Genomic DNA, 19,534 nt, shown 5'->3' with positions numbered 1-19,534 from the left:
CGATAACCTATTGTTTGACCGCTAGGAAGTCCAGCAAAGTCAGGGCCACGATCTTGGTCGCCTTGCGCAAATCTTCCAGCAGCAGTTTTTCATCTGCCTTCTTGGCATTCGACTCGGGCACGCTGCGCGGCCCAGCGCCATATAGTACTGCCGGAATGCCTTGTTCGCCGTACAGTCGCGCATCGGCGTACAGCGGAGTGCCAACCGCCGGGATATCCTCGCCCAGCACCTCGCGCGCGTTCTTCTGCAGCCTGGCCACCAGCTTTTCGCCGGCCGGCAGCGGACGCAAGGCGTGCGACAGCAGCAGGCGCTTGATTTCGAGACGAATCCCTGGTTCGCCCTGCACTGCCTCTTCGATCAGCTTGCGCACTTGCGCCTCCACCGCCACCGGGTCCTCTTCCGGGATCATGCGGCGGTCCAGCTTCATCACGACCTTGCCCGGCACGACATTGGTGTTGGTGCCGCCGTCGATGCGGCCCACCAGCATGGTCGGGGAATCGATGCCCGGCACCTTCGATTTGATCTTTTTCAGCTCAGGCAACTGGCCGTAGACCGCATTCAGGATCTTCGTTGCCGCCTGCAGCGCATCATGCCCGGTTTCCGGCATGGCGCCATGGCCGGACTTGCCGTGCACCGAGATTTCAAGCTGGAGGCAGGCATTGTGCGCGGTAACGATGTTGTAGCTGAAGCCCGCCGCGATCACATAATCCGGCCTGGTCAGCTTTTCGCGCAGCAGGAAACCAGGGCCGAGCAGGCCGCCAAATTCCTCGTCATACGTGAAATGCAGCTCCACCTCGCCTTTCAGCTTGACGCCCAGCGCTTCCAGCGCGCGCACGGCGAAGATGTAGGTAGCGAAGTCGCATTTCGATACCGCTGCTGCGCGGCCGTAGATATAGCCGTTGTCGATCACTCCACCGTAGGGCGGATACGTCCAGCCCTCGCCTGGCGGCACCACGTCGCCGTGGGCATTCAGCGCGATGGTCGGGCCGCCGGCTTCGTACGGGCGGCGGATGATCAGGTTGGTGATCGACTCCATGCCATAGTCCCGCACTTCCTGTTCCGGCACGACGTGCTTCTCGGCGTTCCAGCCATAGGCTTTTACCATGTCCGCCACGGTTTCCGCATGCGGCGTGTTGTTGCCGGGCGGCGTATCGGTCGGCACGCGCAGCACCTGCTGCAGGAAGGCCACTTCCTCGTCGAAATGGTCGTCGATCCATCGGGTGAGTTTATCGTTCATGTGTCGCTCCTGCGGCGAACCATGCGCCCAGTTCGGCGCGTTCCGCTTCGGTCATATTGGTCAGGTTACCGATCGGCATGTCCTTCTGCTCCACGGCGCGTTTGTGAATCTGGGCTGCACGCTGGTGCACCTGGTCGGCCGTATCGAACATCACGCCAGCCGGCGCCGTGGCAAAGCCGGGCTGCGTCGGCGTGGCCGAATGGCAGGCCAGGCAGCGCTGGTCGATGATCGCTTTCACTTTCGCGAATTGCGCAGCAGGATCGGCAGCTGGCTTCACGGCAGCAGGCTTGGACGGCGCAATCGCCACGGCAACCGCCAGCAGCAGCGCTACGCCAATGACAGGATAGCGCCATTCGATGCGGCCCTTGTGGCGCAGGTTGAAGAAGTGGCGAATGAAGACGCCGGCCGCCATGATGAAACCGAGCACCAGCCAGGCATTCTTGTTCTGGTAAGTCATCGCGTAGTGGTTGCTGATCATGATGAACAGCACCGGCAGCGTGAAGTAGTTGTTATGCACGCTGCGCTGCTTGGCCTTGATGCCATGGATCGGATCCGGCAGGCTGCCCGCCTGCATCGCCTGCACCATCTTGCGCTGGCCTGGAATGATCAGCATCGCCACGTTGGCCACCATGATGGTGCCGATCATGGCGCCGATGTGGATAAAGGCTGCGCGCCCGCTCAGCAAATGCGTCAACGCATAGGCCGCCCCAACCAGCAGCAGGAATACGACCAGGCCAAGCCACTTCTCGCTCTTGCCCAGCGGGGAGCGGCACAGCGCGTCGTACACCACCCAGCCTGCCACCAGGAAGCCGATGCCAATGCCGACAGCCTGCAGGCTGGAGAGGTCGGCCACCTGCTTGTCCACCATCATCGCCTGTGCGTTGAAATAATAGGCGATGGTCAGCAGCGCGATACCGGACAGCCAGGTGCTGTAAGCTTCCCATTTGAACCAGTGCAGCTCCTTCGGCAGTTCGGCCGGCGCTACCAGGTATTTTTGCGGGTTATAGAAACCGCCACCGTGCACGGCCCACAATTCGCCGGAGACGCCCTTCTTCGCCAGATCCGAGCCTGGCGCCGGCGGCCGGATCGAATTGTCCAGCCAGACGAAATAGAACGACGCGCCGATCCAGGCAATGCCCGTGATGATATGCAGCCAGCGTACCAGCAGGTTCGCCCATTCCAGGCCGTAGGGCAGCAGGTATTCCATGTAAATCCTTGAGTTGAAGAAGTGGCAATCTATCGAAGATACGCGTTTTCGAGCCCCCGCAACATGAAATATGTCGTATATTCAAGATATTCGAATTCATATACGTACGCAAGATGTCCGGCCTGCCGCAACACCTCGATATTCACCTCATTCGCATTCTCTACCTGCTGCTGGTCGAGAAGAACGTATCGCGCGTGGCGCTCAAGCTGAACCAGCCGCAACCCTCGATTTCGGCCTCCTTGCGCAAGCTGCGCGAACTGACCGGCGATCCGTTGCTGGTACGCGGCGCGCGCGGCATGGTGCCGACCCAGCACGGTGAAAGCCTGCTCAAGCCGGCCAAGCGCATCCTGGACGAGACGGAATCGCTGTTCGTGAAAAAGACGCCATTCGTGGCGCAGGAGGAAGCGCGCACCTTCAATATCGCGGCGCCGGATTACCTTGACAGCCAGTTCCTGCCAAACGTGGTGGCCTTGCTACGCCGAGGCTCGCCCAGGAGCCGCGTGGTGATCCACTCGATCGGCCCCGGCACCGACTACCTGCGATTGCTGTCGGACGGCGATATGGACCTGGTCATCGCCAACTGGGATGAGCCGCCGCAGCACCTGCACATTTCCAAGCTGTTCGAAGACCCGATCATCTGCGCCATGCACGCCGGCAGCCCCTATGCCAAGCGCACCGCCAGCGATGCGATGTCGCTGGACGACTACCTCACCCTGCCCCATGTCGCGCCATCGCAAATGGTGCCCGGCTATGGCGGCGTGATCGACTCCTTCCTGGAGCGCCAAGGCATGCGGCGCAACGTGGCGGTGGAATCGGCCTATTTCAGCCTGATCCCGTACATGCTGGCGCAGACCGACCTGGTGCTGACCACCGGCCGCCAGTTCCTGCGCTTCTACGAGAACTCGCTGCCGCTCAAGGTCTTTACGCCCCCGGTCAAGTTCCCGCCGATGCGCTTTTACCAGCTCTGGCACGAGCGCGTGCACCAGGCTCCCGAGCACAAATGGCTACGCGACCAGGTCACCTCCGCCGCCAAGGCGCTCTAATTGCAGGTATAAAGGTGCGATTATGGCGCGCCGGTCGGCGCCGGGTATGATCGATTGTTCAAGATAGGATACCTGCGATGAACACGACTCTCTCCGAACTGAACTCTTGCGGCCTGGCTGCGTTTATCGACCACCTGCGCGGCATCTATGAGCACTCGCCCTGGATTCCGGAACGCGCGGCGGCGCAGCGCCCTTTTTCCTCGCTGGCGGCGCTCAAGCAGGCCTTGCAAAGCGTGGTGGCCGGCGCAACCGAGGCCGAGCAGCTGGGCCTGATCCGTGCCCACCCTGAATTGGCTGGCAAGGCCGCCATCGCGGGCGAACTGACTGCCGAGTCCACCAGCGAACAAGCCAGGTCCGGCCTGAACCTGTGCAGCGCGGAGGAATTCGCCACCCTGCACAAGCTGAACGCCGACTACAACGCCAAGTTCGGCTTCCCCTTCATCCTCGCGGTCAAAGGCCCGACTGGGCAAGGCTTGACGCGTGAAGCCGTCATAGCCACTTTCGCACGCCGCCTGAAAAACCAGAAGGCCGACGAAATGATGGAGTGCCTGCGACAGATCCACCGCATTGCCGAAATCCGCCTGAACGACCTGCTGGGCGTGCAGCTGGAATTCGGTCCGCAGATCATGCAATGGTCGGAAGAGCTGGCGCAGTGGAGCGATGACGAAGGCGCCCTCACCTGCGCCTACATGACCGATGCCCACCGCGCCACCGCTGCCCAGTTGGCCAGCTGGATGCGCGAAGCTGGCATGCAGGTCGACATTGATCCTGTCGGCAACGTCGTTGGCCGTTACTTGTCCGGCGCGCCGGGCGCGAAAACCATCCTCACCGGATCCCACTACGACACCGTGCGCAACGGCGGCAAGTACGATGGCCGCCTCGGCATCCTGCTGCCGATCGCCATCGTGCGCCACCTGCACGCCAGGGGAGAACGGCTGCCGTTCAATGTCGAAGTGATCGGCTTCGCGGAAGAAGAAGGCGTGCGGTTCCGCAGCACTTTCCTCGGCAGCAATGCCGTCACCGGCAGGTTCGACCTGTCCCTGCTCGATGCGCTGGACGCCAACGGCATCAGGATGCGCGATGCGCTGGCCGCCGCCGGCCACGACGCCGCAGCCATTCCTGCAATAGCGCGGCGGCGCGATGATATCGCCGCCTATGTCGAGGTCCACATCGAGCAAGGCCCGGTATTGCTGGAGCGCGGCCTGCCGCTTGGCGTCGTGACTGCGATCGCCGGCAGTTCGCGCTTCCTGGTCGACCTGCAAGGCGTCGCCAGCCATGCCGGCACCACGCCAATGCATATGCGTAAAGATGCAGCCGCGGCGGCAGCCGAAGTCGTGCTGCTGGTCGAGCAGCGCTGCGCGCAAGGGGAAGCGCTGGTCGGCACCGTCGGACAATTGCAGGTGCCAGCAGGCTCCGTCAACGTTATTCCCGGCGCTTGCAAACTGTCGCTTGACATCCGCGCTGCCGATGACGCCGTGCGCGAGGCTGCGGTGCGTGACGTGCTGGACGGCCTGGCTGCGATCTGCGCCCGCCGCAATATCGAATTCAAGGTAGAGAAGATTGTCGAAGCCAACGCCGCGCCATGCGCACCATGGTTGATGCAGCAGCTGGGCGACGCGGTCCAGCGTAGCGGTCTGCCGCGATTCGACCTGCTGTCCGGCGCCGGCCACGATGCGATGGCAATTGCCGCCCTCACCGACGTGTGCATGCTGTTCACACGCTGCGGCAACGGCGGCATCAGCCACAACCCGCTCGAAACCATGACAGCCGACGACGCGGAGATCGCCGCGCAGGTACTGCTTGATTTCCTGCGCAGTTTCGTCAGCGGCGTTGCGACAGGTCGCTGATATCTGCCGGGCTGATATCGACTTCGCCGCCACTGCGCGCGGCGGAGATGATTTTTGCCGCGATCATATCGTTGGCGGGGGCGAGGATGCTGAAGTGGGACTTGTTCGCCACTTCCATGAAGCGGATGGCCTTGTTCTTGTTCTTTTGACGCATTTCCTGCAGGTCCTGCACATTGCCGCCAACGGCCCCCTCCAGTACGAACAGCGGACTGCGGACTGAGTCCATCCACAGGACAGGCGCGCGGCGCTTCGCTTCCTGCATGTCCTTGATGTCGTAATAATTGTAGTCTTCGCCGTAATAATGCGCAGCGGCTACCGGTCCGAACGCAAACACAGCGCGGAACCGCTTGGTACTTTCAGCAACCAGCATCACCAGCGTTCCGCCCGTGCTATGCCCGCCCAGGTAGATGCGCTGCGGATCCACATAGGGCAAGCCGGCCAGGTAATCCGCAGCTGCGATCACGTCGTCCACTTCACCGTAAAAGCCTTCGCGCCGGCCCGGATTGTCGTTCCCGCCGCGCAAGCTTGGCAGCATCAGCACGAGGCCGGGCTTGCGATAAGCGGCTGCGCTCTGGTCGTTTTCGCGCGGCCTCGGCTTCCACATCTCCTCCAGTGAGCTGCTGTCGCCACCGGTGATCCAGATGATTGCGGGATATTTGCCGTTGCCGTCCGGCTTCGGCGTGACATAAGCTGCCAGGGCGCCAGCCGGCGACTTGTAGTGCACGCGTTCGAAGACGCCTGCCGGTGGCGCAGGGAGGGCTGGGAACTTCTCTCCCTGGCGAATAATTTTGGTGGTGAATCCGGCGCGCGCCTGCATCAAGGCCGATTCAGGCGCCGGCTGGGCCATGGCATCGGAGGCCAGGTGCATCAGGCAGGCAAGCGGCAACGCCAGGAGCAGTTGTTTGAATTTCATGAAATAGGGGATTCTAGCGCCATTAGCGAAGCCGCGACAAGATTTCCTCGTTGTGCTGTCCGATGGCGGGAATCGCATTTGGCGCCGCCGGTGCCGGCGTGGCGGAGAAACGCGGTGCGGCGTTCGCCTGCAATACGCCTTCACTGGAATAAACGCCGCGCGCCTGCATATGCGGATGCTGCGCTGCTTCCGACGGCGCCAGCACCGGGGCGAAACAGGCGTCGCTGCCTTCCAGCAGGGCACACCATTCGTCGCGCGCGCGCATCGCAAACAACTCCGCAAACGCGGCCCGCTGCAGCGGCCATTGGCCCGCAGCGTACTGGGACGCAAAGCGGCGATCTCCGGCCAGGCCGAGTTTTTCCAGCAGCAGCTTATAGAACTTGGCTTCAAGGGCACCGACCGTGATGTCGCGCCCGTCCTTGCAACGGTACGTATTGAACCAATGCGGGCCATCCAGCACCGATGTGCCGCGCTGCTCCCGCATCAGGCCCGCGCCCGACAAATCAAGCAGGAGGTTCATCAAGTGCGCCGAGCCATCCACGATGGCGGCATCGACTACTTGTCCCTTTCCGCCGCCGCGTGCATGCAGGATAGCGGAGACAATGCCCAGCGCAAGGTAAAGCGCGCCGCCGCCAAGGTCGCCCACCAGCGTTGGCGGTGCGACCGGTGGTGCGTCGCCGCTTCCCGCGTAATGCAGCGCGCCGGACAGTGCGATGTAGTTGTTGTCGTGCCCGGCCGACTGCGAGAGCGGGCCGTCCTGGCCCCAACCGGTCATGCGCCCATAGGCCAGGCGTGGGTTGCGCGCCAGGCATACCTCAGGACCGAGGCCAAGGCGCTCCATCGCACCGGGCCGCATGCCTTCGATCAGGCCGTCCGCATCTTCAATCAATTGCAGCAGGGTGTCGATTGCGCCGCTTTCCTTGAGGTCCAGCGCCAGCGAGCGCTTGCCACGGCGCAGGATGCCGGCGGTCGGAATCTCCGCCGGGCCGGGACGCTCCACCACGATCACGTCAGCGCCCAGGTCCGCCAGCAGCATGCCGCAAAACGGCCCTGGGCCGATGCCCGCAATTTCGATAATCCTGACGCCGGACAGCACACCCATTTCAACGCTCCGTGTAGTAAGCCGCACCCGTAGCGGCCATCGCCTTCAACTGCGCAGGTGGCGCAAAGCGCTCGCCGTGGGCAGCAGCCAGGCGTTCGCACTGCGCCACGAAGTCCGCCGAACCGGCATGGTCGATCATGCTCAATGGACCACCGCGGAATGGCGGGAAGCCCCATGCGAGGATAGCACCGACGTCCGCGTCGCGCGCGGAACGCAGTACCCCTTCGTCCATGCAGCGCGCGGTTTCCACGGCTTGCACCACGGTCAGGCGTTCGACCACTTGGCTCACATCGGGCTGCACTTCGGCACGTGGGAAAAGCTCCGCCAAACCGCTCCACAGGGATTTCTTGCCGCCTTCCGGATAGTCATAAAAGCCCGCGCCGGCCTTCTTGCCGATGCGGCCCAATTCCACCATGCGGGCCGCGACTTCGTGGCCCGGACGCGCCTTGTAGGCATTGCCCAGGTCAAGGCGGGTCTGGCGGTCGATCTTCCAGATCAATTCGGACGAGACTTCATCGGTCAGCGCCAGCGGACCGACCGGCATGCCAGCCTGCAGGCCGGCGTTTTCGATCAGCGCGGGCGCCACGCCCTCCGCCAGCAGCGCCAGGCCTTCCAGCACATAGGTCGAGAACACGCGGCTGGTGTAGAAGCCGCGCGAATCGTTGACCACGATCGGCGTCATGCCCAGCGCGCGCACCAGGTCCATCGAGCGCGCCAGCGTTGCGTCGGAAGTCTGCTTGCCGACGATGATTTCAACGATAGCCATGCGATCGACCGGCGAAAAGAAGTGCAGGCCGATGAAGTTGGCCGGCCGCGCGCTCGCTTCTGCCAGGCCGGTGATGGGCAAGGTGGAAGTGTTGGACGCGAAGATCGTGTCGGCGCCGAGTACCGCTTCCGCGCGGCGCGTCACGTCGGCCTTGATGCCGCGATCCTCGAACACGGCCTCCACTACCAGTTCCGCGCCTGCCAGCAACGCAAAGTCGGTGGTCGGCGTGATGCGCGCCAGCAGCGCTTCCGCCTTGTCGGCGCTGACCTGGCCGCGCTGCTGCTGTTTCGCCAGCAGGCCCGCCGAGTAGGACTTGCCGCGTTCTGCGGCCTCCTGCGCGGTATCGACCAGTACCACCTCGATACCCGCCTTGGCGGCGACGTAGGCGATGCCCGCGCCCATCATGCCGGCGCCCAGCACGCCGATCCTGGTGTACTTCTGCTGCGGCACATTCTTTGGACGCGAAGCCAGCTTGTTCGCCTCGTTCATGCTGAAGAACAGCGTGCGGATCATGTTCTTCGCTTCCGGCGACAATACGGTTTGCACGAAGTAGCGCGCTTCGGTCATCAAGCCGGTGTCGAGGTCCGTGATCAGGCCTTCATACACGCAGGACAGGATATTGCGCGGCGCCGGATAGTTGCCATAGGTCTTGGCGCGCAACATGGCGTTGGCCGCCATGAAGACCTGCTGCACTGCCGGCGAGGACACGCCGCCGCCCGGAATCTTGAAGCCTTTGGCGTCCCAGGGCTGGTGCACGCCGCCCGCAGCGATTGCGCTTTCCACCCATGCGCGTGCTGCAACCAGCTCGGAACCAGCAGGGACTACTTCATTCAGGATGCCCAGCTCGCGCGCAGCGCCGGCAGTCAGGCGCTTGCCTTCCAACAGCAGCGGCAGCGATTTCTGGATGCCGACCAGGCGTGGCAAGCGCTGCGTTCCGCCACCGCCCGGCAGCAGGCCAAGAGTGACTTCCGGCAGACCGAAGCGGGCCTTCGGATTGTCAGCCGCCACGCGGTAATGTCCGCACAGCGCCACCTCCAGGCCGCCGCCAAGCGTGGTGCCGGGCAGGGCCATGGCGACCGGCTTGCCGCAGGTTTCCAGCTTGCGCAGCGCCCGGTCGAGGCGCGCAACGCGTTCGAACAGTACCTCGGCGGTCTTGGCGGACAGCAGCCACTCCAGGTCGCCGCCAGCAATGAAGTCCGGCTTGGCGGACGTCATCAGCACGCCCTTGACGGCAGCATCCGCAGCCACGCGGTCTACCAGTTCACACAGCGCGCTGCAGCTTTCTTCGTTCAGGACATTCTGGCTGCGTCCCGGCATGTTCCAGCTGAGCGTCGCTATGCCGTGGGAATCCAGGCTGTAATCAATCATTGTCTGTCTCCCTTAAATGCGCTCGATGATGGTGGCAGTGCCCATGCCGGCACCAACGCACAGCGTGGCCAGGCCGGTTTGCAGCTTGCGACGTTCCAGCTCGTCCAGCAGTGTGCCAAGGATCATGGCGCCAGTTGCGCCCAGCGGGTGTCCCATGGCAATGGCGCCGCCGTTGACGTTCATTTTCTCGTGTGGCACGTTCATCACTTCCATGAAGCGCAGCACCACGGAGGCGAATGCCTCGTTCAGCTCGTACAGGTCGATGTCGGAAGCCTTCATGCCGGCGCGCTTCAGCGCTTTCTCGGCAGCGTAGCTTGGCCCGGTCAGCATGATGGAGGGCTCGCTGCCGATCGACGCGAAGGAACGGATGCGGGCGCGCGGCTTGAGGCCGGCGCGTTCGCCCGCTTCTCGGGTCCCGATCAGCACCGCTGCGGCGCCGTCCACGATGCCGGAGCTGTTGCCGGCATGGTGCACATGCTGCATCTGCTCGATCTGCGGATAGCGTTGCGTGATGACCGAGTCGAAGCCGAAGTTGGCGCCCATGTCTGCGAACGATGCTTTCAGCGCACCAAGCGATTCAACGCTGGTTTCAGGACGCACCAGCTCATCGCGTGCCAGCATGGTCAGGCCATTGCGGTCCAGCACCGGCACCACGGAGCGTGCAAAACGGCCTTCCTGCCAGGCGCGATACGCGCGCTGCTGCGATTCGACGGCATAGGCGTCCACGTCGCGGCGGCTGTAGCCCCAGATGGTGGCAATCGCGTCCGCCGAAATCCCTTGCGGCACGAAGTAGGAATCGAAGGCGCTTTGCGGGTCGACCGGCCACGCGCCGCCCGAAGAACCCATCGGCACGCGCGACATCGCTTCCACGCCGCCGCCGACCACCATGTCGGACTGGCCGGACATCACCTGCGCCGCCGCCATATTGCAGGCCTCCAGGCCTGAGGCGCAGAAGCGGTTGATCTGCACGCCCGCGACCGATTCGGCGTAGCCGGCAGCCAGCGCCGCAATCCGGCCGATGCAGGCGCCCTGCTCGCCGACCGGCTCCACGCAGCCGAGCACCACGTCGTCGATGATCGCGCTGTCGAAGTTGTTGCGGCTGACCAGCGCGCGCAGCGCAGTCTCCGCCAGGCGCAGCGGCGTCACGCCGTGCAGCGAGCCGTCTTTCTTGCCCTTGCCGCGCGGCGTGCGCACCGCATCAAAGATATATGCTTCCAAGCTGGTCTCCTTACAGCGTGCGGCTGATCAGTTCTTTCATGATTTCGTTAGTGCCGCCATACACGCGCTGTACGCGTGCGTCGGCCCAGGCGCGGGTGATCGGGTATTCCCACATATAACCATAACCGCCGTGCAGCTGCACGCACTTGTCCAGAACGCGGAATTGCATTTCGGTGGTCCAATATTTGGCCATGGATGCTATTGCGGCATCCAACTTGTCTTCAATCAGCAGCTCCATGCAGCGGTCCACAAACACGCGACACATCTGGACCTCGGTCTTGATCTCGGCCAGCGTATGCGCGATGGTCTGGAACTCGGCGATCGGCCGCTTGAAGGCCTTGCGGTCGCGGGTGTATTGCACGGTCCATTCCAGGCCCGATTCAGCAGCTTGCACAGCCATGATTGCGATCTGCATGCGCTCCCAAGGCAGTTCCTGCATCAGGTACTTGAAGCCCGCGCCCTCCTCGCCCAGCAGGTTCTTCACCGGCACGCGCACATTCTCGAAGAACAGCTCGGAGGTATCCTGCGCCTTCATGCCTGCCTTCTTCAGGCGCTTGCCCTTGCTGAAGCCCTCCATCGAAGTGTCGACCACGAACAGGCTGATGCCCTTGGCGCCGGCAGTCGGATCGGTCTTGGCAACCACGATCACCACATCGGCATTCCAGCCGTTGGTGATGAAGGTCTTGGAGCCGTTCATGATGTAATGGTCGCCGTCGCGGATCGCGGTGGTGGCCACGCCCTGCAGGTCGGAGCCGGTGCCAGGTTCGGTCATCGCAATGGCACCGATCATCTCGCCGGTCGCCAGCTTGGGAATGTAATGCGACTTCAGGTATTCGCTGCCGTAGTGCAGGATGTAGGGCGCCACAATTTCCGAGTGCAGCATGAAGCCCGGGCCTGACGCACCGACGCGTGCCTGTTCTTCGATCAGCACCATGCTGTAGCGGCGGTCCACGCCAACACCGCCGTACTGCTCCGGCATGGTCGGGCACAGGAAGCCTGCTGCGCCGGCCTTCAGCCAGGCATCGCGATCAACATAGCCTTGCTCTTCCCAGCGCTCGTGGTGCGGGGCGATTTCGGTTTCCATGAAGCGGCGCGCGGATTCGCGCAGCATGTCGTGTTCTTCGGTGAATAAGGTGCGAGGGATCATCAGGCGAGGTCTCCGTTTGAAGTTATAGGTCAGATGACCGAAATAGTATCGGTCAGTTGACCTATTTGTCAATCAACGGGATAATTCGAGTCTTATGAGGAAAAAGTCAGACACGCCCCTGCAGGCAAAGGAATCCAACACCACCACCAAAGGGTTTGAGCGCGCCAGCGCCATCCTGGAGGCAGCGCGGTTGTTGTTGGCGCACGACGGTTATGCGGCGCTGGCAATGCGCAGCGTGGCGCAGCAGGTGGGCGTCAGCCTGTCGACTGTGCAGCACTACTACCCGAGCCGGGACGCGCTGATCGAAGCATTGCTGGAGCAGACTTTCGCCCGCTACCAGGCAGGCATCGACGAACGCGTTGCCGCCGCCGGCGCCGGCCCGCGCGTGGAATTGTTCGAATCGATCATCGACTACTTCCTGGCCGACCTGCGCGACCAGGTGTCGAGCGGCCTGTTCTTCGAAATCGCCGCCTTGGCCAACCGCCACCCGGTGGCCACCAAGCTGTTCGACACGATGATGACCCGCGCCCGCCGGACGCTGCGTAACCTGATCCACGAAATCGATCCGGCTCTGTCGATGCAGCAATGTGAAATCCGAGGCACCCTGATCGTTGCGCAGATGCTGGGGACCATGCTGTTTATCTCCGAAACCCGCCCGCAGCATAAAGAGCTCGAAGACCTGGCGCACGAAGCAACCGTCGCCATCACCCGCATTGCCTTCGGCCGCTAATTTCTTTCCAGGGCGTAGCAGGGCTCAAGCGCATACTGGGCCGTGGCGTGAGCGCCCAGAGTACAGCAAGAATAAGAAGCAGAGCATGCCTTATGCCCAGTCTTTGAACGCCCATCTTGCCCCACCGCTTATGCAAAATTGGCAATTCTATCCGACTGGGCGTATCCGGTGATACAGCCAATTCAGGCCATGCCAGCTCGCTCCAGCATGGCATGCAGCAGTACATTGCAGCCAGCTTCCAGGTGCTCCTTCTTGGCGTCTTCGATTTCGTTGTGACTGATGCCGTCCTTGCAGGGGACGAAGATCATTCCCGCCGGGGCGACGCGGGCGGCGTAGATGGCGTCGTGGCCAGCGCCTGATACGACGTCCATCGTGGAGTAGCCTAATCTTTCGGTCGCCTTGCGCACTGCGCCGACGCAGTCGGGATGGAAGGGGCATGGAGGGTAGTACGACACGCGTTCGATCTTCACCGGAAGTCCCGTTTCTGCGGAGGTCTTGTCGATGAAGGCCAGCATATCCTCGTGCATCTTATTCAGCAGTTCGTCGTTCACGTTGCGCAGGTCGATGCTGAATTTGACCTGGCCGGGAATCACATTGCGGCTGTTGGGGAAGACCTGCATCATGCCGACCGTTCCTCGTCCATACGGCGGGTAGCGATTGGCGATGGCGACGACTTCCGGAATGATCTGGGCTGCGACTTGCATAGCGTCTTTGCGCAGGTGCATCGGGGTCGGGCCGGCGTGGGCTTCCATGCCGGTCACGGTGCAGTCGTACCAGGAAAGCCCCATCACGGCAGGCACGACACCGATCACCTTATCCGCGTCTTCCAGCACCGGGCCTTGTTCGATGTGCGTTTCGAAGTAGGCGCCAATCGGATGCTGGCCGGGTACCTGCTCGCCCTTGTAGCCGATGCGCTCCAGCTCCTCGCCCACGGTCTTGCCCTCCGTGTCCTTGGCGGCGTAAGCATGTTCCAGCGTGAAGGCGCCACAGAATACACCAGAGCCCATCATCACCGGCACGAAACGGGAGCCTTCCTCGTTGGTCCAGAACGCGACCTCGATCGGTGCACGCGTCTTGATGCCCTTGTCGTTCAGGGTACGAACCACTTCCAGCCCCGCCAGCACGCCATAGTTGCCATCGAACTTGCCGCCGGTCGGCTGCGTGTCGATATGGCTGCCGGTCATGATTGGCGGCAGCGTGTTGTCTTCGCCATCGCGGCGCATGAAGACGTTGCCGATCTGGTCGACCGTGATCGACAACCCGGCGTCGCGCGCCCAGCTTGTCACCAGGTCGCGCCCCTGCTTGTCGAGATCCGTCAGCGTCAGGCGCTTGACGCCGCCTTTCGGCGTCGCGCCAATCTTGGCCAGCTCCATCAGCGAATCCCACAGGCGGTCGCTATTGATACGTAGATCGCTCATGATGCACTCCTTAGCGCGCCGTTACGGGCGCAAAAGCGGGGCGGTCGATGTGGCGCCCGGCGCCCTCGACTGCCCGCAAATCTCCACGATGGAACACGACCTTGCCGGCCGCCACGGTGGTGCTTGGAATCCCTTTGACTGTACGTCCCTCGAAGACGTTGAAGCCGCCCTTCGCGAACTGGGTCTTGGCCGAAATCGTGCGGGTGCCTTCCGGGTCCCACACCACGATATCCGCGTCCGAGCCGGCGGCAACCAGGCCCTTGCGCGGATAGATGTTGAAGATCTGCGCCGCATTGGCAGACGTTACACGCACGAACTCCGACGGCGTCAACTTGCCGCTGTTGACGCCTTCATCCCAGATCACCGCCATGCGGTCTTCGACCCCGCCGCAGCCGTTGGGGATTTTGGTGAAGTCGTTGCGCCCCGCCGCTTTCTGCTCGGCGCAGAAGGTGCAGTGGTCCGTCGCCGTGGTATGCAGGTTGCCGCCCTGCAGGCCTTGCCACAGCGCCTTCTGGTGCTCGCGGCTGCGAAACGGAGGGCTCATGACGTGGCCCGCTGCGAAATCGAAGTCGGGATGGTCGTACACGCTGTCGTCCACGATCAGGTGGCCGGCCAGCGCTTCGCCATATACGCGCTGGCCGGCCGCGCGGGCGCGGGTGATCGCGTCCAACGATTCCTTGCACGACACATGTACGATGTACAGCGGGGTATTAAGGACGTTGGCGATGGCGATGGCGCGGTTGGCTGCTTCCGCTTCCACGGCTGGAGGGCGCGACAAGGGATGCGCACGTGGGCCGGTGATCCCCTGGCGCAGCAGGTCCTGCTGCAACTGGTAAACCAGCTCGCCGTTCTCTGCATGCACCGTCGGGATTGCCCCCAATTCCAGCGCACGGCGGAAGCTTTTCACCAGCGTTTCATCGTCCGCCATGATGGCGTTCTTGTACGCCATGAAGTGCTTGAAACTGTTTACGCCGTGGTTGCGCACCAGCGTGCCCATTTCCTCGTGCACCTTGTCCGACCACCAGGTGATCGCCACATGGAAGGTGTAATCGCCGGACGCCTTCTCGGCCCAGCCGCGCCACTGGTGGTAAGCCTCGAGCAGCGGCTGCTGCGGGTTGGGAATGACGAAGTCGATGATGGTCGTGTTACCGCCCGCAAGACCGGCTGCGGTGCCGGTGAAAAAATCGTCCTGGGTGACGGTGCCCATGAAAGGCAGGTTCATGTGCGTGTGCGGGTCGATCCCGCCCGGCATGACGTACTGGCCTCCTGCATCAATCACTTCCGCCCCGGCCGGCGCTTCAAGCGCGGGACCAACTGCGACGATCTTGTCCTCCTCGCACAGCACGTCCGCGCGGAAGGCACGGTCCGCGTTCACTACAGTCCCGCCACGAATCAAAGTTGCCATTTATGCTTTCTCCGGAATGGGTGGCGGTACGGCCTTGGCCGCCCTGCCCTTCATCAAGATGCCATACACCAGCGCCGCGATCGCGATGCCGACGAACCATGCATAGGTATAAATCAGCTTGAAGCCCTCGCCGACATCGCCGAACGATGCCGGAAAGGCGGCATTCAGGAAGCCCGGCACGTTGGGTGCTACGCCAAACGCGAAGGCCAGCAGTGCAGCGGAATTCCAGCCGTTTGTATAGCTGTATTCGCCGTTGTCGACGTACAGCGCGCCGACGTTCAGCTCCGTCTTGCGAATCAGGTAATAGTCGACGATCAGCACGCCGGCGATCGGGCCAAGCAGGGCCGAATAGCCGATCAGCCAGGTGAAGATATAGCCCTGCGTGGTTTCCAGCAGCTTCCATGGCATCATCGCCAGCGCGATGCCGGCCGTGATGTAGCCGCCGGTGCGATAGGAAATATGCTTTGGCGCCAGGGCGGAAAAATCATACGCGGGGCCAACCAGGTTGGCCGCGAGGTTGACCGAGATCGTATCGATCAACAGGACCACCAGCGCGACCAGCACCGCCACGCCGGTCATGCGGCTGGCCAGGTCAACCGGGTCCCAGATCGCCTTGCCGTACAAGACGACCGTGGCGGACGTAACGATCACCGCCAGCGCCGCCAGCAGGCCCATAGGCACCGGCAGGCCGACCGACTGCCCCAGCACCTGGTCGCGCTGAGTTTTCGCGAAGCGGGTGAAGTCCGGGATATTCAAAGCCAGCGTAGCCCAGAAGCCGATCATCGCTGTCAGCGAAGGCCAGAACGTCGGCCAGAACTGGCCGGCCTTCTTGCCGCCTTCAACGAATTGCGAAGGCTGCTCCAGCAAGGTACCGAAGCCGCCCGCCTTCTGGTACACCCAGCCAAGCAGCACGAAGCAGATGATGATCTTCAGTGGCGCGGTATAGGTTTCCAGTTTGCGGATCGCATCCATGCCGTGCACGATGTACCAGAACTGGATCGCCCAGAAGGCAATGAAGCAGAGCAGCTGGGCGCCATTGATGCCAAGGCCGCCGATCTTTGCACCGCCGATCTCGCTGCCCATCATCACGCCCAGCAGCGTATAGATCATCTGCCCGCCGAACCAGGTCTGGATGCCATACCAGCCGCAGGCCACGATAGCCCGCATCAGCGCCGGCAGCCGCGCGCCGGAGGTGCCGAACGAGGCCCGCGCCAGCACCGCGTACGGAATGCCGTACTTGGTGCCGGCGTGGCCGATCAGCAGCATCGGCAGCAGCACAATGGTATTGGCCAGGAAAACGGTGAGGACAGCCTGTCCCGCCGACATGCCGCCTTCAATCAGGCTGGCCGCCAGCGTGTAGGCGGGAATGCACATGACCATCCCAACCCAGAGTGCAGCGAAGTGATACCAGCGCCAGGTGCGCTGCGATTCATTGGTCGGGGCCAGGTCTTCGTTCCACAACTGGGAATTGTCGCTCATGCAGTCTCCTTGATCTCGGCCCGCGGGTTGCGCGGGTCCTGTGTCCAGTTCATGTAAGGCTTGCCCGTGGGGACTGCGACCATCGTAATACAACCTTGTACCGGACAGGTAATTTCGCACAGGTTGCAGCCGACGCATTCCTCGTCGTTGACCTTGTACGTCCGCGTGCCGCTTGCTTCATCGATCAACTGGAAGATGGACTGGTGCGACGTATCCTCGCAGGCCACATAGCAGCGGCCGCACTTGATACAGTCGTCCTGGTTGATATGGGCAATGGACTTGTAGTTCATATCCAGAAACTTCCAGTCCGTGGTGTTCGGCACCGCCTTGCCCATGAAGTCGTCCAGCGTCTGGTAGCCCTTGGAGTCCATCCAGCGCGCCAGGCCGTCCTTCATTTCCTGCACGATGCGGAAGCCGTGCAGCATCGCAGCCGTGCAGACTTGCACGCACCCGGCGCCCAATGCGATGAATTCGGCCGCATCCTTCCAGTTGCCAATGCCGCCAATGCCGGAAATCGGCAGGCCGCACGTTTCCGGATCACGCGCGATCTCGGCCACCATGTTCAGCGCAATCGGCTTGACGGCCGGGCCGCAGTAGCCGCCGTGGGTGCTGGCGCCGCCAACGTTGGGGAAGGCCACCAACTTGTCCAGGTCCAGCGAGGTAATGGAGTTGATGGTGTTGATCAGCGAAACAGCATCGGCGCCACCGGCCTTGGCAGCACGCGCCGGGCGGCGGATATCGGTGATGTTCGGCGTCAGCTTCACGATTACCGGCAGCCTGGTGTGCTTCTTGCACCACGCCGTCACCTGCTCCACGTATTCCGGAACCTGGCCGACTGCGGAACCCATGCCGCGCTCCGGCATGCCGTGCGGGCAGCCAAAATTCAGCTCGATGCCGTCGGCGCCCGTAGCTTCGACTTTCGGCAGGATCGCGGCCCAGTAATGTTCCTCGCAAGGCAGCATCAGCGACACCACGATGGCGCGGTCAGGCCACGCCTTCTTCACCTCCGTGATTTCCTGCAGGTTCAATTCCAGCGAGCGGTCGGTAATCAGCTCGATGTTGTTGAAGCCAAGGACTTCGCGGTTCTTGCCGTAGATGGCGGAGTAGCGCGAAGAAACGTTCACGGCTGGCGGATCTTCACCCAGCGTTTTCCAGACCACGCCGCCCCACCCTGCTTCGAAGGCGCGGATCACGTTGTAGGCCTTGTCGGTAGGCGGTGCGGAGGCGAGCCAGAATGGATTCGGCGCCTTGATGCCGCAGAAATTGACGCTCAGGTCGGCCATTATGCTGTCCCCTTCTTCGATTGGATGTCGGAATGGATCGCCATCGCGGCGCGCTTGCCGTGCTCCACGGCCTGCACCGTCAAGTCCTGGCCCAGCGAGACGCAGTCCCCGCCGGCGTAGATGCCCGGCAGGATGGTGCGGAAGCTGTCGTCCACATGAATCTTGTCGCCATCGCGCTTCAGCATCGCTGCCAGCGGATCGGCCAGGGCGGCCGGTTCCATTGCCTGGCCAATGGCCTTGAAGATCGCATCGGCCGGCAGCTCGAAAGTAATGCCGGTGCCGATCATGCGCGAGCCCTCCATCGCCGTGCGTTCGAAGCGCATGCCCCGCACGCGGCCGGCTTCGTCCAACAACACCTGCTGCGGTTGCGCCCAGGTCTGCATGCGCACTTGGTTGGCCTTGGCGATGTCCTGCTCGTGATGGGTAGCGCTCATGGCGTCGAAGCCGCGGCGATAGACCATCGTCACTTCTTCCGCACCCAGGCGCTGGATCTGCACCGCCATGTCGATAGCAGTATTGCCTGCGCCGATCACGATGGCGCGACGCGGCACCGGCAGCTTGGCCAGGTCGTCCGCCTGCCGCAATTCGGCGATGTAATCGACCGCCGCCATCAGGCCGGGAGCATCCTCGCCGGTCAAGCCCAGTGCACGGCTCGCGCCCAGGCCCAGCCCGAGGAAGACCGCGTCGTATTGGCCGTGCAGGTCTTTCAGGTGCAGGTTGGCACCGAGCTTCTGGCCGTGGCGTACTTCGATGCCGCCAATCCCCAGCAGAAAGTCGACTTCCTTCTGCGCGAAATTGTCGGTCAGCTTGTATTTGGCGATGCCGTATTCATTCAGGCCACCGGACTTCTCATGCGCCTCGAAGATCACCACGTCGTTGCCCAGCATGGCCAGGCGGTGGGCGCAGGACAAGCCTGCGGGCCCGGCGCCGACTACTGCGATCTTCTTGCCGGTCGAGGGTGCGCGCTTGAATGGATGGCCGTCCAGCGTGGCATTATCGAGTGCAAAACGCTGCAGAAGGCCGATCTTCACCGGCTGGCCTTCCGCGTCATGATTGCGCACGCAGGCGTCTTCGCACAGGATCTCGGTCGGGCAGACGCGCGAGCAACTGCCGCCGAGGATGTTCTGCTGCAGGATGGTGACCGCGGCGCCGTTCACGTTCTTGTCTTGGATGTTGCGAATGAAGCTCGCGACGTCGATGCCGGTCGGGCAGATGCGGGTACACGGCGCGTCATAGCAATACAGGCAGCGCGCGCTTTCAATCGCAGCCTGGCGCGCGTTCAGGGGCGGCGCCAGGTCGGTGAAATGACCGGCCAGCTCTTCGTTCGTGGCTTTGGGCTGCGGTATGTATTTGAGTGACTCGATCATTGGT

15 protein-coding genes are annotated in these 19,534 nt (G+C 62.8%); 3 read left to right on the top strand and 12 right to left on the bottom strand.

Going from position 1 to position 19,534, the window contains the following annotated elements:
* Nucleotides 1–7: 7 nt before the first annotated feature.
* Entirely contained in the window at nt 8–1,237 is a 1,230-nt protein-coding gene (locus tag ACN9MZ_RS07805; protein ID WP_426341633.1) for an ArgE/DapE family deacylase, read from the bottom strand.
* Complete coding sequence (locus tag ACN9MZ_RS07800) at nt 1,227–2,444, bottom strand: urate hydroxylase PuuD (RefSeq protein ID WP_426341632.1); 1,218 nt, start codon at nt 2,442–2,444, stop codon at nt 1,227–1,229. Before ACN9MZ_RS07800 ends, ACN9MZ_RS07805 begins: the two co-directional genes overlap by 11 nt.
* A 113-nt stretch (nt 2,445–2,557) precedes the next feature.
* Between ACN9MZ_RS07800 and ACN9MZ_RS07795 the strand changes: the two genes are divergently transcribed.
* Together ACN9MZ_RS07795 and ACN9MZ_RS07790 are read left to right on the top strand one after the other, a co-directional pair.
* Nucleotides 2,558–3,487, top strand: a complete 930-nt coding sequence (locus tag ACN9MZ_RS07795) for a LysR family transcriptional regulator (protein WP_426341631.1) — start codon at nt 2,558–2,560, stop codon at nt 3,485–3,487.
* Nucleotides 3,488–3,564: 77 nt separating this feature from the next.
* The gene (locus ACN9MZ_RS07790; RefSeq protein WP_426341630.1) at nt 3,565–5,334 is read left to right on the top strand and encodes an allantoate amidohydrolase; all 1,770 of its coding nucleotides are present in this window, start codon (nt 3,565–3,567) and stop codon (nt 5,332–5,334) included.
* On the opposite strand, the gene ACN9MZ_RS07785 is transcribed toward ACN9MZ_RS07790, so the two are convergent.
* From ACN9MZ_RS07785 to ACN9MZ_RS07765, 5 genes are read right to left on the bottom strand one after another with little or no spacing between them, the layout of a single operon-like run.
* Complete coding sequence (locus ACN9MZ_RS07785; RefSeq protein WP_426341629.1) at nt 5,309–6,247, bottom strand: alpha/beta hydrolase family protein; 939 nt, start codon at nt 6,245–6,247, stop codon at nt 5,309–5,311. The genes ACN9MZ_RS07790 and ACN9MZ_RS07785 overlap by 26 nt on opposite strands.
* A 22-nt stretch (nt 6,248–6,269) precedes the next feature.
* Nucleotides 6,270–7,349: a CaiB/BaiF CoA transferase family protein gene (locus ACN9MZ_RS07780; RefSeq protein WP_426341628.1), complete on the bottom strand. Its 1,080-nt coding sequence runs from the start codon at nt 7,347–7,349 to the stop codon at nt 6,270–6,272.
* A 1-nt stretch (nt 7,350) separates the two neighbouring features.
* Nucleotides 7,351–9,483: an FAD-dependent oxidoreductase gene (locus ACN9MZ_RS07775; RefSeq protein ID WP_426341627.1), complete on the bottom strand. Its 2,133-nt coding sequence runs from the start codon at nt 9,481–9,483 to the stop codon at nt 7,351–7,353.
* 12 nt (nt 9,484–9,495) lie between these two features.
* Nucleotides 9,496–10,701: an acetyl-CoA C-acetyltransferase gene (locus ACN9MZ_RS07770; RefSeq protein WP_426341626.1), complete on the bottom strand. Its 1,206-nt coding sequence runs from the start codon at nt 10,699–10,701 to the stop codon at nt 9,496–9,498.
* Nucleotides 10,702–10,711: 10 nt separating this feature from the next.
* On the bottom strand, nt 10,712–11,848 hold the full coding sequence (locus ACN9MZ_RS07765; RefSeq protein ID WP_426341625.1) for an acyl-CoA dehydrogenase family protein: 1,137 nt from the start codon (nt 11,846–11,848) through the stop codon (nt 10,712–10,714).
* Between the two features lie 94 nt (nt 11,849–11,942).
* Here ACN9MZ_RS07765 and ACN9MZ_RS07760 point away from each other — a divergent pair, with 94 nt between their 5' ends.
* Nucleotides 11,943–12,578 carry a TetR/AcrR family transcriptional regulator gene (locus ACN9MZ_RS07760; RefSeq protein ID WP_426341624.1) on the top strand — a complete coding sequence of 212 codons (636 nt, stop codon included), beginning with the start codon at nt 11,943–11,945 and terminating at the stop codon, nt 12,576–12,578.
* 182 nt (nt 12,579–12,760) lie between these two features.
* Here ACN9MZ_RS07760 and ACN9MZ_RS07755 read toward each other — a convergent pair whose 3' ends face one another.
* From ACN9MZ_RS07755 to ACN9MZ_RS07735, 5 genes are read right to left on the bottom strand one after another with little or no spacing between them, the layout of a single operon-like run.
* Nucleotides 12,761–13,996, bottom strand: a complete 1,236-nt coding sequence (locus tag ACN9MZ_RS07755; protein WP_426341623.1) for a Zn-dependent hydrolase — start codon at nt 13,994–13,996, stop codon at nt 12,761–12,763.
* A gap of 10 nt (nt 13,997–14,006) precedes the next feature.
* Nucleotides 14,007–15,401, bottom strand: a complete 1,395-nt coding sequence (gene hydA / locus ACN9MZ_RS07750) for a dihydropyrimidinase (protein WP_426341622.1) — start codon at nt 15,399–15,401, stop codon at nt 14,007–14,009.
* Complete coding sequence (locus ACN9MZ_RS07745; protein WP_426341621.1) at nt 15,402–16,880, bottom strand: NCS1 family nucleobase:cation symporter-1; 1,479 nt, start codon at nt 16,878–16,880, stop codon at nt 15,402–15,404.
* Nucleotides 16,877–18,163, bottom strand: a complete 1,287-nt coding sequence (preA, locus tag ACN9MZ_RS07740; RefSeq protein WP_426341620.1) for an NAD-dependent dihydropyrimidine dehydrogenase subunit PreA — start codon at nt 18,161–18,163, stop codon at nt 16,877–16,879. The genes ACN9MZ_RS07745 and preA overlap by 4 nt, the downstream gene beginning before the upstream one ends.
* Nucleotides 18,163–19,530 carry an NAD(P)-dependent oxidoreductase gene (locus tag ACN9MZ_RS07735; protein WP_426341619.1) on the bottom strand — a complete coding sequence of 456 codons (1,368 nt, stop codon included), beginning with the start codon at nt 19,528–19,530 and terminating at the stop codon, nt 18,163–18,165. The genes preA and ACN9MZ_RS07735 overlap by 1 nt, the downstream gene beginning before the upstream one ends.
* Nucleotides 19,531–19,534 lie beyond the last annotated feature (4 nt).

This window comes from Pseudoduganella sp. S-14, assembly GCF_049913285.1.
In the GTDB taxonomy this organism is placed as follows: domain Bacteria; phylum Pseudomonadota; class Gammaproteobacteria; order Burkholderiales; family Burkholderiaceae_D; genus Rugamonas.
Note: the sequence above shows the minus strand (reverse complement) of the source record. Positions and strands in the feature narration are given on the sequence as shown.